Source organism: Paenibacillus sp. MSJ-34, assembly GCF_018918005.1.
In the GTDB taxonomy this organism is placed as follows: domain Bacteria; phylum Bacillota; class Bacilli; order Paenibacillales; family Paenibacillaceae; genus MSJ-34.
On record NZ_JAHLPR010000023.1, the window covers coordinates 79,101 to 94,424 of the forward strand.

A 15,324-nucleotide genomic window follows, 5' to 3' on the forward strand; every position below is an offset into this window, starting at 1 on the left:
GCGAATTCATCACGTATTATTCATTATGATGGCGGATGGAACATGAAATTGCAAGCAAAAACCGGGCTTTTCGCATGACGCGAAAAGTCCGGTTCCGCCGTTCGATTTAGGTTGGTATGCCGCTCCCTCCGTCATGAGGGAAACATCATTCGTTCAACGCCTTCTGCAAGGCTTCGAGGTTTTGGCGCATCAGACCGATATAATCCGCATTGTTCGCTCGATCCTCTTCCGAAATGCTTTCTATCGTATGCAATACCGCGGTTTTGGCGCCAATCTCGCTTGCGATCGCTTCCGCGACTTTGGAAGAAACGAACGATTCGAAGAAGACCGTCGTTACGTTATGCTCTTTCGCAAACGCGACGATTTCGGCCATTTGCTCCGCCGAAGGCTCTTGATCCGGCGACAAGCCGGCAATCGGCACTTGGGTCAATCCGTATTCTTTCGCCAAATAGCCGAAAGCCGCGTGCTGCGTAATAAAATCTTTACGCTTCGTACCGCTTAGCGCCTGGCGGTAATCTTGATCCAGCCGCTCCAGTTCCGCCACATAGGCATCGGCATTTTTCGCAAATTCGTCTTTATGCTCCGGAGCCGCTTGACACAGCGCTTGTTCAATATTGCGCACTTCTATAGCGGCAAGAGCCGGAGACAGCCAAACATGCGGGTCGAGTCCGCCATGATCGTGATGCGAATGATTTGCGTCCGATTCGTGCTCATGCGCATGACCATCCGTTTCGCCATGATCGCCATGATCGTCATGCGCTTCATGCGTATGCGAATCCGCGTCTTCGCCGTGCTCATGATCTCCATGACTGTGATCGTGTCCGTGCTCATGATCGTCACGATGATGAGCGTGCCCATGCCCGGAGCCTTCCATCATCTCAATCCCTTTGCTCGCTTCCACATCGATTCGGTTGCCGCTGCCGACCGTGGACAATACCCGGTCGATCCAGCCCTCCATTCCCGCTCCGTTGTATACAAGCACGTCGGCCTCGGCAATTTTTTTCATATGTTGCGGCGTCGGTTCCCAATCATGCGGCTCGACCCCTGCCGGGACGAGCATTTCCACATCGGCCAAATCGCCGGCTACCTGTTTCGCAAACTCGTACATCGGATAAAAACTAACCAAAACGTTGAGCTTGCCCCGATTCCCGGTCTCGGCGCCGTTTTCCGGCGAAGAGACCGGCGTCTCCCGATCCGCGGCGCCGGTTCCGCTTCCCGGCTTGGCGCCGCATCCCGCTATAACGAGCATCAAGCTAAATAATAGTATTGCAACAATTTTCACCCTTGACATCATAAGAACAAACTCTCCTTTTCCCCTGTGATCCGTTTTTGTTGAACCATTGCCGTACGCAACGATTTTTTGCGCCGATTGATGCGCAGCGTTATTTTTTGCACGCCGATGCCCGTAAGCAGAAACAGCAGCAGCACAAGCGCGATCGTTCCTCCCGGAGGAATATTGACGTAGTACGAAACGGTCAAGCCGCTGAACATGCCCGCCGTTCCGATACAGGCGGCTGTCGCTACGGCGGAAGCGAATCCTTTCGCTACGCGAAGCGCAAGCGCCGCCGGCAAAACCATTAATGCGGAAACGAGCATAACGCCGACGATCGGCATTGCCGCAGCGACGGTCATTCCGGTCAACGCCGAAAACGAAAATGACAACAAGCTCGACCGGACGCCGCCGATACGGGCCGTTTCTTCGTCGAACGTTATACTGTACAACGGCCTTCTAAAGCAAATGAAATATACGGCTCCCATGATCGCCACGCCGGCAATGAGCCATAGCTGGGTTTCGTTGACCGCGACAATCGAACCGAACAAGTAGGAGCTGAAGTTTTTGCTTATGTTCGTGCCGAAGCTCATTAAAACGATCGCCAGTGCAAGCCCCGACGTCATAACGATCGCGACGGGCACTTCGCGGTACGTTCGGTATGTACGCCGCAAATGCTCGACGATCATACCGCCAACGATTGCCGCCAGAACGCCGGTAAATGACGGGTTCCAAGGAAGGAAGCTGCCCAGTGCCGCCCCCGCCAGCGAGACGTGGGACAGCGTATCGGCCAGCAGCGCTTGACGTCTGAGCATCAAATAAACCCCGAGTATCGGCGCGATCGCTGCGATCATTGCTCCGGCGCCAAACGCGCGCTGCATAAATCCGTACTCAAGCATTCCCATCCCAAATCCTCCTTTCGTTCCAAGCGGATGATCCGGTCCAACATCCCCTCGGTTTCTTCCGCGTCATGCGTCACCATAACGACGGTAAGGCCGTGGGCCGTCACCATATGGCGCAGCAGCCGGTAAAACCCGGTTTTGCTCCGCTGATCCATTCCGGTGGCCGGTTCGTCCAGTATAAGAAGATTGGGGCGCTGGGCAAGCGCTCTCGCAATGCAAACCCGCTGCTTCTGACCGCCCGACAATTCGCCGATACTGCAATGGCGCAACTCCCACATGCCGACCTGCTTCAAGCTTTGCTCAACGATCGTTTCCTCGTCTCGGCCGAAACGTTTGAACAATCCGAGCCTGGAGTAGCAGCCGGATCTTACGAGCTCCATCACTTTGCTGGGAAACCCGCTATTGAACGAGGCGATCTGTTGCGGGACATACGCGATAACGGGTTTCGCTCCGGGAAAAGCGGCCGCATTCATCCGAACGGCGCCGCTCCAAGGTTTGACTAAGCCCAACAGCAGCTTCAGAATCGTCGTTTTGGCCGCGCCGTTCGGTCCGGTAATTCCGACGAATTCGCCTGCATAAATGTCGAGCGATGCGTTGTCTACGACCGGTTCGTCTCCATATCCGAATACGACGTTGCGCATGGAGGTCATCATCATGTCCCAGTTCCTTTCCTGCAATTTTCATCGCTTTCTAATAGTAATTATTACGATTTAATACGAAAAAAATAGATATGCCACGCTTGGCATACGCGTATCTCTGCACCTCCCCATGCTTCCAGTCAAACTTCATTTCGTATTTATTAGTAATTATTACGATTAATCACATTGTACAGACGAAGATAGCGGCTGTCAACGATCATTTTTTTGCCGGCGACCACCAATTCCATTTGCCGAACAGCTTCATGAGGGCGGGCACCAGCATCATTCGGACGATTGTGGCGTCAATGAGAATCGCGGCGGAAATGCCGATTCCAAGCTGCTTGACCCCCGCCACGCCGCCCCAAGCAAAAGGAACCGTGACCGCAATCATGATCGCCGCGGCGGACGTAATCAATTTGCCGGACAGAGCCATGCCTTCCCCTACGGATCGTTCGTTGTGATGCGTCCTTTGGTATGCTTCATAAATTCGCGACAATAAGAACACCCCGTAATCCATACTGACGCCGAACGCCAAACCGAATACGAAGACGGGAATCATTAACGCGATCGCGGAAGGTTCGATGCCGAATCGCCCTTCTTCGAAAATCCAGGCAAGAATGCCGAAAGAGGCTCCCAAACTGAGCAAATTCATGAAAACCGTCTTGATCGGGATCAGAATCGAACGAAATGCAACGAACAGAACAACAAAATTGGATGCGAAAATAAAAAGAATGACTTCGCCCAATCGGTTGAAGACTTCGTCGAACACCTCCTGCCGGTATTTCGCTTCTCCTGCGATCAGCCACGACAATTCCGACGGCTGGCTCTCCCAATTTCTCACCCATTCCATCGTACGTTTCGAATTCGGATCGCCCGCCACGGTTACGGTTATGAGAATGTTATTTCCTTGCACGAACGGATTGAGAACGGCGCCGTATTTGCTCCGCAACTCGGGATTTCGCCAAATCAAATCCATCGTTTCGGCTGTCAGCTGCTGCCTCGTAAATACCGAATCGACGCGGATCACGTTCGGATCCCGGTTCAGCCGCTGCACAGCGCGGTAAGCGTTCGCCCAGTCCTCTAGCCGCAAAGCGGAATTTGCGCTTGCGCCGATCAAATGCAGCTGCGATGTCCCCTTCGCAAAATAGCGGTCGAATGCTTCGGCCGTTTGCCTGGATTCGAAGTGCTTCGGCAAGGAGGACGCGTCCGGAACGGCGACATTCAATCGGGTTAAAGGAAACAAACAGCAGATGAGGATCGCCGCGGCGATAAGCGCCATGCGAACAGGCCTTTTCATGACATAAGCGGAGACGCGATACCAGAACCAGGGCTGTCCCCCCTTATTGCGCGGCTCGCGTTTCGCCCGCATCCTGTCCCCCGCCAGCGACAGAAACGCCGGAACGAACGTTAGCGTCAACAGCATCGACATCGCAACAACGATAATCGCTCCGACGGCAACCGAACGGAAAATGGGCATGCGGATGAACAGCGTTCCCGCCAACCCTAGCAAAACGCATAAAGAGGAGAAGAAAACGGCCCGGCCCGACGTTTGCATCGTCGTAAGCAGCGCCTGTTCTACGGCGGAAACCGCCAATTGTTCGCGAAACCGGCTTACCATCAGCAAGGCGAAATCGATGCTAAGCGCCAATCCAACCATAGGGATGACGTTGTAGACGAAGATGGATAATTCCATGCTTGCGCCGATCCAATACATGATGCCCATCGTTCCCGCGACGCCGATCATGCCAACCGCAATCGGAATCGCAGCGGCGAGAAGCCCGCCGAAGGAAATCCACAAAATAAGAAAAGCGATCGGCAATCCGATCAGCTCCGCCCGGAACAAGTCGCGATGGCTCGTTCGATTCACGTCATCCTGTACGACAGGCTTGCCGGTCATTCGAACCGTCATTCGATCGTCTTGCGGCAGCATACGCCGCAATTGAGCGATCGTATCGCTCTTCGCCGCGGCGTTCCCTAACGATAGGAGCGCAAAAGCCGCCCCATCCTGCTCCATTCCTGCACGCGAAGAAGGAGGAACGATTCTGTCGACGCCGTCCACGGTTTGAACCGTTGCCAAAGTTCGCTCCATAAAGCGGCGAAAATCGGCCCGGGAAACTTGCTCCGGCCGTTCGAACAGAAGGATGACCGGATCGGAGGGGGTATGGAATTCGGCGGCTAGAACGGATTGTGCCCGGGCATACGTACCGTCCGTCGTTAAACCGTGGTCTTGCAGAACCGTAGGAAGCTTCCAGGCGATTACGGAAAAGACGGCCAGGACGCAAAGCCATGCCGCGATGATCGATTTGGCGTATTTAAGCGACAGTCCGCAAATGATCCGATATATCATGGCACTGGTCCTCCGGGATGAATGAAAAGATGCTCATGCTTATGCAGCGTATGAACGAAGCGCGCTTATTCGCGCATACTCAATCTTGTCGCTTGAACGATACGCGCCGCCGCGCCCGGAACGAGCAGACCCAATCGAACGGCCAGCGAGGCCGCCGCCCTATTGCCCATAACGGATTGAATCCATCTTCCCCACCGCATCGGACCGGTAAATTCGCGCTTCAACAAGCGGGCATACTCCCGCCTCCATGCCGACAAAGAAAGTTGTCCGCGCAAATAACCGTCCGCGAGCGGCGAACATAATTCGACCGAACGCAAAGCCATCGCCATTCCGTCGCCGCATAACGGCGGAACGACGGCGGCCGCATCTCCGATATGGGCGTATTGATCCCATGCAACCGGTTTGCGGCTCGCCTCTACCTGCGCGACGGCCGTTTCCGTGCCTTCGACGGAAACGGCGCCCGCCAATCTATGGCGAAAAGCGCGGTTGAGAACGGCAATATGCCCGAGCGCGCCGGATACAGTTCGGCCGGCCTCGTCGAAAGCCCGCTGCGTCATCAACGCGGCGACATTAATCCGGCCTTCTCCAATCGGCGCCACGCCCGCATACCCGCCGGCATAAAAATAAAGCTCGACGGCCGCCCCCGCCTCTTCGCTTACGGACTCATAATGGGCCTTGACGCCGATATACGAGTTGCGCGGCATATGCCGGGCCTTGGTCGTCAGCCCATGGCGCGGATTTCGTCCCCATGCGCCGATCGCCGCGCGCGCATCCAGCTCATAACGCTCGTCCCTGTTCCTTGCGGAAATCCGGAATCCCCGCTCGTCCGGACTAACCGATACGACCGTCGTTCCCGTCCGAACTTCCGCGCCATGCTCCCGCGCAACTTGATGTAGCTTATGATCGAGCGCAAACCGGCTTACGCCGAAGGCGGGGGCGGGCAATGGAATGTCGAGCTCGCATTCGCCCGGCGCGATCAACTTGACTCGATTCATTACGGCCGGACGCAGCGATTCGACCGGCGCGTCCAAACCGAGCGAGACGAGGCTTCGGGCGGATTCCGGGGATAGAAATTCCCCGCATACTTTATGCCGGGGGAAGACATGCCGCTCGATCAACAGCGTCCGCCAGCCCCTGGACGCAAGGGCCGCTGCCATGCTAGCTCCCGCCACGCCGCCTCCCAGTATGGCGATATCATACCGTTGCCCCAAATGTACCAGCTCCGTCCGCTTTATGATCGCAGGAAGCCTGCTCCAGCTCTTTCCGCACGAGCGCCACATAACGAAATAAAGGCCGCCACGCAAACGACATATGCGGAACGGCGGGATGCTTCGCCAAACTTCTCCAATCCGCGGCGCGAAATCCTTTGGCAACCGATAACGGGGCGTCATGGCGGATATAAACGTTGCGCGAAACGATTCGGGTCAGAAGCCAGACGGCCAGCCAAGGGATCCAATGGCGATGGATGTCGCTAACGACGACGCCGTACCGGGAAGCGCGCAGCATACGCTCCACAATTTCCGGCAAATCTTCGGAAGGGAAATGATGAACGAATTGAGACGCCGTTACAATATCCGCGCTGCTCGCCGGCAATTGAAACAGATCGCACCGCATCACCCGTACCCGCGGCTCCCGCATGTAGACTCGTCTTGCTTCCTCACAAGCCTCCTCCGTTACATCGGCCAGCACAATCGTCATGTCGATCCGGTTGCGGTCGGCCCACCGCAATAAGATGCGGTTGATTTCGCCCGATCCCGAACCGATGTCGAGAACGGACAATCGTTTCGGTCTTCCGGCGTCCGTCCATAAGCGCTTGACGCCGTAAAGGGAGGGATAAGCGGCGCCCAATATCCGGTTGAGTCTTCGCAAATGACGCAGCGCCTCCGTTAATTCCGGGCCCCGCTTGGAGAAATCGTCCATCCGTTCGGGTTCGCTCGCCCGCCGCTTCAACCGGTTAAACATAAGCATCGTCCAATGCCTCAGGATAGGGCGAGCCGGCCGGAACGTACGCGATATTCATCAACTCTGCCGTTAATCCGGGCCCGAAAGCGAGCGCCATGCCTTCCTTCGGGCCCTGACGCTCCGCTTCGAGCCATTGTCTCATCCGCTGCAGAACGAACAATAACGTGGCGGAGGACATATTCCCGTACTCTCGCAACACCGAGCGGCTTGCCCGGGTTTGCGCATCCGTTAAGGATAGCGCCGATTGCAATGTATCGACGATTCCCCGTCCCCCCGGATGGATCGCCCATAATTCCGGCGCCGCCCTGCCCTTCAGGAAACGGGCGATTTCGGCCGGAACGAACTCGCCGATAAGCTTCGGAATGTGCGGCGAAAGGAATAGGTCGAATCCGTAATTGCCTACATTCCATACCATATCGCCCGTCGACCCAGGAAACAATACGGTTTCGCCTTTGCTTAGCGCGAATATCGCCCTTTGGCCGGGACTAGCCTCGCCCACGATGCAAGCCGATGCGCCGTCGCCGAAAAAAGCCGTCGCATATAGAGCCTCGCGCGCGCTTGACGGCTGCATATGCAGCGTGCACAATTCAACGCACACGACGAGTACTTTGGAGGCAGGGTTTCCTCTTACGATTTGTTCGGATAGGCGAATGGCCGTTAGCCCCGCCGCGCAGCCCATAAACGTTAACGGAATACGGCTCACGTTTGCGTCCAGCCCCAGCGCTTGCATGAGCGCGACATCGATTCCCGGCAAGAACAATCCCGTACAGCTTACCGTAATCAAATGAGTGATCCGGGCCGGCTCCACATTGCCGTCGCGCAGCGCTTCGGCCGCCGCTTCGCCGGCTAACGGAACGGATTGCCGTTTATACATCTCCATCCGCTCGCCCGTTGCCGGAATATCCGCTTGGGGACGATTGGATAAATACCGGCAGCGATCGATCGGCTCCAACAAATTCGGTTCGCAAGTGTAACGGGTTTCCACCCCGCAGCTTTTAAAAATTTTTCTCGCCCAACGCGCCGCATCTCTGCGATCTGCCAACGCTTCCGCCAGCTTGCCCGCGGTCTCGTCCTGATCGATGCGGTAAGGAGGCAGCGCCGTGCCGATCCCTAGAATGGATACTATAGATTCCCATGTTTTCACGATTTCGTTTCATTCCTCTCCCATTCGACTATTCGAGCTTTCTGGCCAATGCAGCTTGTCTCTACCATCCTATTCATGACGTTTGAACGTTATTACGCTATCGGCGCGCAAAAAAAAGCATGCGTCGTTTCCGCATTGGAAACGATGACGCATGCTCTCATGCCATAAATAAAGATGCGGTGTGTTACCGGGTATGTCCGCTCAATTGCTGCTGCGCAATTTGAATTAGCCTGCGTGTAATTTGCCCTCCGAGGGCGCCGGTATCGCGCGTCGCCATATATCCGTAATATCCGTCTTCGGGAATTTGAATTCCCAGTTCCTGCGCCACTTCGTATTTCAGTTGTTGAAGAGCGTGAATCGCTTCCGGGACGACGGGTCTATTCGATCTTCTAGCCATCGTTTTCCTCCTCTGGTCATGGTATTACACCGTTTATTGTGAACAACGAAATGCAAAATATGTATGAACTGGCAGATGAAGCGAATATCGCCATTGCAAAAAGACATAATAACATTGGTACATCTATGCTGATAATTGGAGGAAGACAATCATGACTGAACAATACGGCGAACTTGACCGGAACTTAGCAAGCTCTTTGGCTTACATTCATTCCGAGCTGCATCGCGTTCAAACGATAGCCGGCACATTATCGACGATCGAAACACAGCATTTTAACGATCTTACGAATGCCGGCAACAGCGCGTTGACGCAAATTGCGGTTGAAGAGCAGAGCGCGGCCCGCCAATTGGGAGAAGTCAAACAAATTTGTTTGGCGCTTGCCCAGAAGGTGGAAGAAATTCAGAAGCGTTTCGAGCCTTCATAGGACAGGGATTCGCATATGTATAAGTGGATCGGCAATATGATACGAAGCGTCGTTAACGAAACCATTGACAAAGCCGTCGAACGGCTGGCCCGCGATCAATATACGGAAAATTTGTTTGAGATGATACCTTCGTCCAAAAAAGTCGGTATCATTCCGTTTATGGAAACGCTCATGCGCTCCAAAACCGGCCTTCCTCCCGGCAGGCCGCTCGGGAGCCATATCCGCTTCTCTCCTTGGGAGAAGCTGCTATTCAATCCGGTTCATCTGTTCCGCTTTCCGACGCCGGACAGCGTTTCGATCGGCACATCGGTTACAATCGGGAAAAACGCGAAGAAACCGTTGACCATCTCGATCCCGATCATGATTGCAGCCATGTCGTTCGGGGGCGCGCTCAGCAAAAATGCGAAAATCGCCCTCGCCAAAGCCGCAACCCGTATCGGGACCGCCACCAATACCGGCGAAGCCGGATTATTGGAGGAAGAACGCGCAGCGGCCGGTCTGTTGATCGGGCAGTATAACCGCGGAGGATGGCTCAACACTCCCGAGAAATATGGACGAATGGATGCGATCGAAATCCAGCTCGGACAAGGGGCTCAAGGCTCGAGCCCGCAGCGCACGGCCGCCAAAAATATCGGCCCGGAATTCCGGGAGGCGTTCGGCATTGCCGAGGGCGACGATGCGGTGATCCATTCCAGATTGCCCGGGGTGGATACAAAGGAAGATTTCATGAAGCTCGTCCGCCGCTTGAAAGCGGAAACCGGGGTTCCGGTCGGACTGAAATTCGCCGCGACCCATCATTTGGAGAAAGAACTGCAAATCGCTATCGAATCCGAAGTGGATTTTGTGACGATCGACGGAGCCGAAGGCGGTACGCATGCGGCTGCGCCGATTCTGGAGGACGACCTTGGCTTGCCGACGCTGTTCGCCATTTCCAGAGCGGCCGATTATTTGGCCGCCAAAGGAGCTGCGCGCGACGTCAGCCTGATTGCGACGGGCGGCTTGATTACGCCCGGAGATAGTATGAAAGCATTGGCGCTGGGCGCAAACTCCGTCTATATGGGAACCGCCGTTATCATGGCCTTGATCGGCGATCAAGCGGCGAAGACGCTGCCTTTCGAGCCGCCTACCGGCTTAGTCGTTTATAATGCCAAAGCGACGGAGCAATTGGATGTGGAAAGAAGCGAAATGTCGCTCTTTCATTTTCTGAACGCAACCGTGCGCGAGATGGAACTGCTCTGTTATTCGCTCGGCAAAACGAATATTGCGGACGTGGCCAAATCCGATCTATGCTCGCTCGATCCGTTTCTTGCCAAAGCGGTAGGCGTGGATCTCGGATACGTTTCGCACGAGAATCAGGACAAATTTTACGGCGAGTTTCACCGGATTCCGTTTGCCGACATGCCGAATATAACGGATACCGTTGCCCGCGAAGACGCCGAATCTGTGCAGCAGACTCCGCTTCAATAGAACGGCGAACGGACGCAGGCGGAACAAAGAAGCCGGTGCATTCCTTACCGAAATGCACCGGCCCTCCTATTGTTTAGCTGGCTTCCTGTTGAACAGGCACCGCGTTGAAATATTCTTCCAGCGTCAAATTTTGCGCCGCGATATCTTTCGCGATATCGACTCCTACATATCGAATATGCCACGGTTCGTATTTATAACCGGTAATCGCTTCTTTTCCTTCCGGGTAGCGGATGATGAAACCGTACTCCGGCGCATGTTGGGCAATCCAATCCGCTTCCGGCGTGCCGGCGAAGCAATCTGAGGCCGCGCACTTGCCGTCGCTGCCCGATACATCGATCGCCAATCCGGTCTGATGTTCGCTATGGCCCGGTACGGCGCTGTACCGCATTGCGTTCTCCTTGCCGTCCCGTTCTACGTAACGGTTGAACAACGACTTCTGGGTAGCTTGCGAACGGTACGCCGAGACGCCGCCCAAATGTATTCCGTCTTTCGCGGCTCCGGCAAACAACTCCTGCAGCGCTTCGGCCGCTTCCTTGCGCATTTTTCGTTTATCGATTTTTTCCTTGAAAATAAAATGCACGTCCGGATAGACCAGATCGTCCGGTTCGTATTGATCCGGCAGCGCGAACTGCTTGTTGACGAGCACTGCGACGTTATCCGGGTCGGTTATAGCTTCCCTTGTTTCGCTTGGATTGCGGGAAGACGTCTGCTCCGGTTCAAGCGGCTTGTCCGATTGTCGATCATCCGAATCCGGCTCTGCCGTCTCTTCGCCGGTTTGGCCGTCATCGGATCCGGATTCCGGCCCCTGATCGGAAACGGCGGATGAATCGGGCACGAAATTGGCCGAAGAGAAGCTTTGCTCTTTCTGCCATTCTATGAAAATGAAAATTGCAATTCCTAAAATAATAATACTGAAGACAGCTTTTTTCATTAGTTGCTCCCCCATTATGTCGACGTATGATGTTCTATGAAATCCTCACTTCGTAATAGACTGCCGCTTTCCCCAAAATGTTTCGCGTTTCGAGCAAAAATCTCTTTTTTCAACAATTATTCTACCATAACAGACGCCTCTATGAATCTATTTATAAAAAAATAGGACCTTTGGCCCCATATTGATTATTTAATGCAATTAATTATTAATGTACTAAATTCAGATAACGATGCTCATGCGAATGAGTTCCAACCGCTACGTGAACACTACGATGTAAAAGGAGTCTTTGCGATGCATTCGCTTATGAATTATACCGCACATCGGCCCTCGCCGCTGCCAAGCCGTCCCTGGATCATATTCCAAACATGGGAACATCTATTGTTCGCCCATTGGCCTGTCGATGCAAGGAAAATCGCCCCGTTCCGCACGGTAGGCGCCCGATTGCGTATGCTCCCCCCCATCCCGGGCCTTTCCGATTATGACGAATTGAACTTTCGCACGTATGTGCGAACGGCGTCGGGTCCACCGGGGGTTTACTTTCTAAGCATCGGCGCATCCAAACGGATCATTGTCGAAGGAGCGAAACGTTTATTTCGCTTGCCGTACCATTATGCGGATATGACCGTTGCTACGGTGCCGAACGAACCTTTTCATATTCAGTGCCGCTACCGGATGGAACAAGGCGCTTCTGCTTCCGAGGTCGAATTTCAATGCCGGTTCGCGCCGTCATCTTCCTCCTACGGCATTCGCAAAGCATCGATTGAGAACTGGTTATACGACAGGTATTGCTTATACACCAGCCCTCATCCTCGCTTGTCGCAGCAAATGCATGAAACGAACCGCCCAAACTGCCTTCTAGTCGGCGACATTCACCATCCGCCTTGGCTGCTGAAACGTGTCGAATTGGAAATCGAAAGGAATACGATCGGCAAGCCGTTCGGCATTGAACTGCCCGCCCTTCCCCACCTATCAACTTTTACCCGCAGAATGGGTGTTTTAGGCTGGACGCTGCGCAAGCTGGAATGTTAAACTGAAATTAGGACGATCTAAGGTCCGGTTTCAACCTAGTCTCTAGTCGAGGAAAGATTGCGGCTTCAGGTCGTTTCTTCGAAGGCCGTTTCTCATCTATGCTTAGAGTATCTTGGTTTTAGACAAAGTGAGGGGTGCCCGCAGAATGTTGCAAGGAATGATGGATTTTTTTAAGGACTTCGGTGCGTGGGGCATGTTTCTTCACTCGTTTCTCGATGCCGTAATTTTTCCAATTCCCGCGTTTTTTCTCCAAGTATCTTTAGGCCTTATGGATCCTTCCAATGCATTATGGATCGCCACGGTAGGATATTTAGCCTGTCTCCTCGGAACTCCGGTCGGATATTTTATGGGGAAATTGTTAGGAAAATCGATCCTCTACAAAATTCTTAAAAAAAGCTGGATCGATTCAGCAACCAATTTATTTAATCGAAACGGGGAAGCGGCGATTTTCATCGGATCTTTCACGCCGGTTCCTTTCAAAGTGTTTACGATTTTATCCGGTTGTTTGCATTTTTCGTTGTGGAAATTGATCGGATATGCCGCCGTCGGGCGAGCGGTGAAGTTTTACACGGTAGGCGTACTGTTCTATCTTTTCGGGAGAGCCGCGGAAGGCATGATACACGGTTATCTCACGTATACGCTTCTGGGAGTCGCTTGTCTGTTGGCCGTCGGCTTGATGATCAAGCGGAAGCTGCAGAAGAAAAAGCAAACGGCGCAAACGGCCGTACCGGCAGTGGAAAAGGCAGAGGAATGTTAAAGAGGTTGTTCAAAAAGTCCTCTTTTGATCACGAAGTATATCTAGAAGCGTATTCGGCATCGAATCTTGCGTTCACCCTCGAAGTCCGGTGCTCATGTAGGTTTTACCTACACTCCGCTCCTCCTTCTTCGGGTTCTCGCAACCTTCTCGGTGCTGAAAAGTTGACTTTTTGAACACGCATTTAAAGGATTGGGACTCAAGCCTGAAAACTCATGGGGCTTCTCTTACGTAGCGCTGCGCTATGTATGGGAAGCCCCTCAATCATTCTTGGCATAACAACCGCAAGTACGCCATGTTAAGCATTAGACATGCGCGACATAAAAACGGATCCTGAAGGCCTAATTATGGAATCTGCGAGGGACCACAAAATGTATGCGAAAAATCATACAAAATGAGCGACGCATGCAGCAAATCAGTCGATTCTATTCGAAATTTCACACACAAATCGAGATTTTGAGCCCTGATCCTGTAAATGTTTACGAAAAATCACACACATTTTCTACTACGTTCTCTCACGTCAAACTGTCCGCAATTAATCGACGCTCTCATTCGATCCGCTATTCTTGCAAGGACGGCGTTTTTTCCTGAAATAAAGCCTTCGCGATCCGTTAACCGGTATGTTCGACCAACCGTTGCAATATTTGCAGACAGACTTCCATCTCTTCGTCCGTGCCAATGGTAACGCGCAAATATTGATCGATTCTAGGTTGTTCGAAGTACCGCACCAGCACGCCTTCCTTGCGCAGCTCTTGAAACAACGTCTTAGCCGGCTTGGCGTGATGGGATATAAGGATGAAATTCGCTTTCGATTCCAATACGCGAAATCCCATCGCTTGCAGCTTGGCGACGGCAGCCTCTCTCGTCTTCATTACTTTGCGGGTCGTCTCCGTGAAATACTCCTCGTCTTGGAACGCGGCAACCGCTCCCGCCAGCGCAAGCCTGTCCAGCGTGTACGAATTAAACGAGTTCTTCACGCGGTTCAACCCTTCGATTAATTGCGCGTTGCCGACGGCGTATCCGACGCGGAGACCGGCTAGCGATCGGGATTTCGACAGCGTTTGGACGACCAGCAGATTCGGGAATTCATGAATTAACGGGATAGCTGATTCCCCGCCGAAATCGATATAAGCTTCGTCGATGATGACCACTTGATCGGGATTGCCGGCCACCACTTCCCGGATCGATTCCAAAGGGATATATTTGGCCGTTGGCGCGTTCGGATTGGGCAGTATGATCCCTCCGCCGCTTCCCCCCTTCAAACGTTCCAGAGGGACGTTAAATTCGTCGTCTAACGGAACGAGCGTTACCGGGATGCCGAACAAATTCGCGTATACTTTATAGAAGCTATAAGTAATGTCGGGGAAAAGAATCGGTTTCTCCCGATCGAAAAACGTCATAAACGAGAATGCCAATATTTCGTCCGACCCGTTGCCGACAAATATATGATCCGCATTCAAACCGTAATATTCCGCGATCGTGGTCGTTAATGCGCCGCAATTCGGATCCGGATACAGCCTTAGATCTGCGTCGGCCGCCGCTTGAATGGCGGCAATCGCTTTCGGCGACGGAGGATACGGATTTTCATTCGTGTTCAATTTAATATATTTCCGGTCTTTCGGCTGCTCTCCCGGCACATACGGGACTAACGATTTTACAGTTTCGCTCCAATATTTGCTCATTGCGGCTCTACTCCTTATTCCTTATTATGTATCTTTCTATTCTCGATCGCGGCCTACCCGCCTTTGTTATCGCATCTTTTTATTTTACTAGATTTCCGGAAAGAATAGTATCCCATAAATTACCGCTTGTTCTCGCTCGATTCATATAGGTAGAGTATTTACTAATAGAAGGCTTCGTGCATGGATAGGAATATTGAGAAGACAATAGTTCGCGGGTACCCCCATATAAATGTCCAAGTTCTCGTAATAATATATAATCCTAAATTTCGAAAGCCCGTAATATCAAACACTGAATATAGTGGATCTGCCTCGCGGACTGTAAAAAAGTGGAGGTTTCCCAGTTCGTTCGGTTCAAGTCAACATTATGTGGATACACT

General features: G+C 53.1%; 14 protein-coding genes. 4 read left to right on the top strand and 10 right to left on the bottom strand.

Annotation, left to right across the window (positions count from 1 at the left end):
- Positions 1 to 145: 145 nt before the first annotated feature.
- The 8 genes from KQI79_RS13205 to KQI79_RS13240 form a co-directional block, all read right to left on the bottom strand.
- Positions 146 to 1,291, bottom strand: coding sequence for a metal ABC transporter substrate-binding protein (locus KQI79_RS13205; RefSeq protein WP_216538728.1), 1,146 nt, complete (start codon positions 1,289 to 1,291; stop codon positions 146 to 148).
- The gene (locus tag KQI79_RS13210) at positions 1,291 to 2,175 is read right to left on the bottom strand and encodes a metal ABC transporter permease (RefSeq protein ID WP_216538708.1); all 885 of its coding nucleotides are present in this window, start codon (positions 2,173 to 2,175) and stop codon (positions 1,291 to 1,293) included. Before KQI79_RS13210 ends, KQI79_RS13205 begins: the two co-directional genes overlap by 1 nt.
- Positions 2,121 to 2,828, bottom strand: coding sequence for a metal ABC transporter ATP-binding protein (locus KQI79_RS13215; RefSeq protein WP_216538709.1), 708 nt, complete (start codon positions 2,826 to 2,828; stop codon positions 2,121 to 2,123). Before KQI79_RS13215 ends, KQI79_RS13210 begins: the two co-directional genes overlap by 55 nt.
- 199 nt (positions 2,829 to 3,027) lie before the next feature.
- Complete coding sequence (locus KQI79_RS13220; protein WP_216538710.1) at positions 3,028 to 5,157, bottom strand: MMPL family transporter; 2,130 nt, start codon at positions 5,155 to 5,157, stop codon at positions 3,028 to 3,030.
- Positions 5,158 to 5,222: 65 nt separating this feature from the next.
- Positions 5,223 to 6,368: an NAD(P)/FAD-dependent oxidoreductase gene (locus KQI79_RS13225; protein WP_216538711.1), complete on the bottom strand. Its 1,146-nt coding sequence runs from the start codon at positions 6,366 to 6,368 to the stop codon at positions 5,223 to 5,225.
- Positions 6,352 to 7,119: a methyltransferase domain-containing protein gene (locus KQI79_RS13230; RefSeq protein WP_216538729.1), complete on the bottom strand. Its 768-nt coding sequence runs from the start codon at positions 7,117 to 7,119 to the stop codon at positions 6,352 to 6,354. The genes KQI79_RS13225 and KQI79_RS13230 overlap by 17 nt, the downstream gene beginning before the upstream one ends.
- Positions 7,112 to 8,263: a type III polyketide synthase gene (locus tag KQI79_RS13235; RefSeq protein ID WP_216538712.1), complete on the bottom strand. Its 1,152-nt coding sequence runs from the start codon at positions 8,261 to 8,263 to the stop codon at positions 7,112 to 7,114. Before KQI79_RS13235 ends, KQI79_RS13230 begins: the two co-directional genes overlap by 8 nt.
- Positions 8,264 to 8,447: 184 nt before the next feature.
- On the bottom strand, positions 8,448 to 8,660 hold the full coding sequence (locus tag KQI79_RS13240) for an alpha/beta-type small acid-soluble spore protein (protein ID WP_216538713.1): 213 nt from the start codon (positions 8,658 to 8,660) through the stop codon (positions 8,448 to 8,450).
- Positions 8,661 to 8,811: 151 nt separating this feature from the next.
- Here KQI79_RS13240 and KQI79_RS13245 point away from each other — a divergent pair, with 151 nt between their 5' ends.
- Both KQI79_RS13245 and KQI79_RS13250 read left to right on the top strand, forming a co-directional pair.
- Positions 8,812 to 9,084 carry a hypothetical protein gene (locus KQI79_RS13245; RefSeq protein WP_216538714.1) on the top strand — a complete coding sequence of 91 codons (273 nt, stop codon included), beginning with the start codon at positions 8,812 to 8,814 and terminating at the stop codon, positions 9,082 to 9,084.
- A gap of 15 nt (positions 9,085 to 9,099) precedes the next feature.
- Positions 9,100 to 10,551: an FMN-binding glutamate synthase family protein gene (locus KQI79_RS13250; protein WP_216538715.1), complete on the top strand. Its 1,452-nt coding sequence runs from the start codon at positions 9,100 to 9,102 to the stop codon at positions 10,549 to 10,551.
- A gap of 73 nt (positions 10,552 to 10,624) precedes the next feature.
- Here the strand turns inward: KQI79_RS13250 and KQI79_RS13255 are convergent, their stop codons facing one another.
- Positions 10,625 to 11,482, bottom strand: coding sequence for a M15 family metallopeptidase (locus tag KQI79_RS13255; protein WP_230191587.1), 858 nt, complete (start codon positions 11,480 to 11,482; stop codon positions 10,625 to 10,627).
- A 291-nt stretch (positions 11,483 to 11,773) separates the two neighbouring features.
- Here KQI79_RS13255 and KQI79_RS13260 point away from each other — a divergent pair, with 291 nt between their 5' ends.
- Positions 11,774 to 12,511, top strand: a complete 738-nt coding sequence (locus KQI79_RS13260) for a YqjF family protein (protein ID WP_216538717.1) — start codon at positions 11,774 to 11,776, stop codon at positions 12,509 to 12,511.
- Between the two features lie 145 nt (positions 12,512 to 12,656).
- The gene (locus tag KQI79_RS13265; RefSeq protein ID WP_216538718.1) at positions 12,657 to 13,268 is read left to right on the top strand and encodes a YqaA family protein; all 612 of its coding nucleotides are present in this window, start codon (positions 12,657 to 12,659) and stop codon (positions 13,266 to 13,268) included.
- Positions 13,269 to 13,876: 608 nt separating this feature from the next.
- Here KQI79_RS13265 and hisC read toward each other — a convergent pair.
- Positions 13,877 to 14,947: a histidinol-phosphate transaminase gene (hisC, locus tag KQI79_RS13270; protein WP_216538719.1), complete on the bottom strand. Its 1,071-nt coding sequence runs from the start codon at positions 14,945 to 14,947 to the stop codon at positions 13,877 to 13,879.
- Positions 14,948 to 15,324: the final 377 nt, after the last annotated feature.

Bases quoted from the DNA above. Each gene is read 5' to 3' on its own strand.
- KQI79_RS13240 (WP_216538713.1), bottom strand. From the start codon at position 8,660: ATGGCTAGAAGATCGAATAGACCCGTCGTCCCGGAAGCGATTCACGCT.
- KQI79_RS13245 (WP_216538714.1), top strand. From the start codon at position 8,812: ATGACTGAACAATACGGCGAACTTGACCGGAACTTAGCAAGCTCTTTG.
- KQI79_RS13255 (WP_230191587.1), bottom strand. From the start codon at position 11,482: ATGAAAAAAGCTGTCTTCAGTATTATTATTTTAGGAATTGCAATTTTC.
- KQI79_RS13210 (WP_216538708.1), bottom strand. From the start codon at position 2,175: ATGGGAATGCTTGAGTACGGATTTATGCAGCGCGCGTTTGGCGCCGGA.
- KQI79_RS13250 (WP_216538715.1), top strand. From the start codon at position 9,100: ATGTATAAGTGGATCGGCAATATGATACGAAGCGTCGTTAACGAAACC.
- KQI79_RS13205 (WP_216538728.1), bottom strand. From the start codon at position 1,291: ATGTCAAGGGTGAAAATTGTTGCAATACTATTATTTAGCTTGATGCTC.
- hisC (WP_216538719.1), bottom strand. From the start codon at position 14,947: ATGAGCAAATATTGGAGCGAAACTGTAAAATCGTTAGTCCCGTATGTG.
- KQI79_RS13260 (WP_216538717.1), top strand. From the start codon at position 11,774: ATGCATTCGCTTATGAATTATACCGCACATCGGCCCTCGCCGCTGCCA.
- KQI79_RS13220 (WP_216538710.1), bottom strand. From the start codon at position 5,157: ATGATATATCGGATCATTTGCGGACTGTCGCTTAAATACGCCAAATCG.
- KQI79_RS13265 (WP_216538718.1), top strand. From the start codon at position 12,657: ATGTTGCAAGGAATGATGGATTTTTTTAAGGACTTCGGTGCGTGGGGC.
- KQI79_RS13215 (WP_216538709.1), bottom strand. From the start codon at position 2,828: ATGATGATGACCTCCATGCGCAACGTCGTATTCGGATATGGAGACGAA.
- KQI79_RS13230 (WP_216538729.1), bottom strand. From the start codon at position 7,119: ATGTTTAACCGGTTGAAGCGGCGGGCGAGCGAACCCGAACGGATGGAC.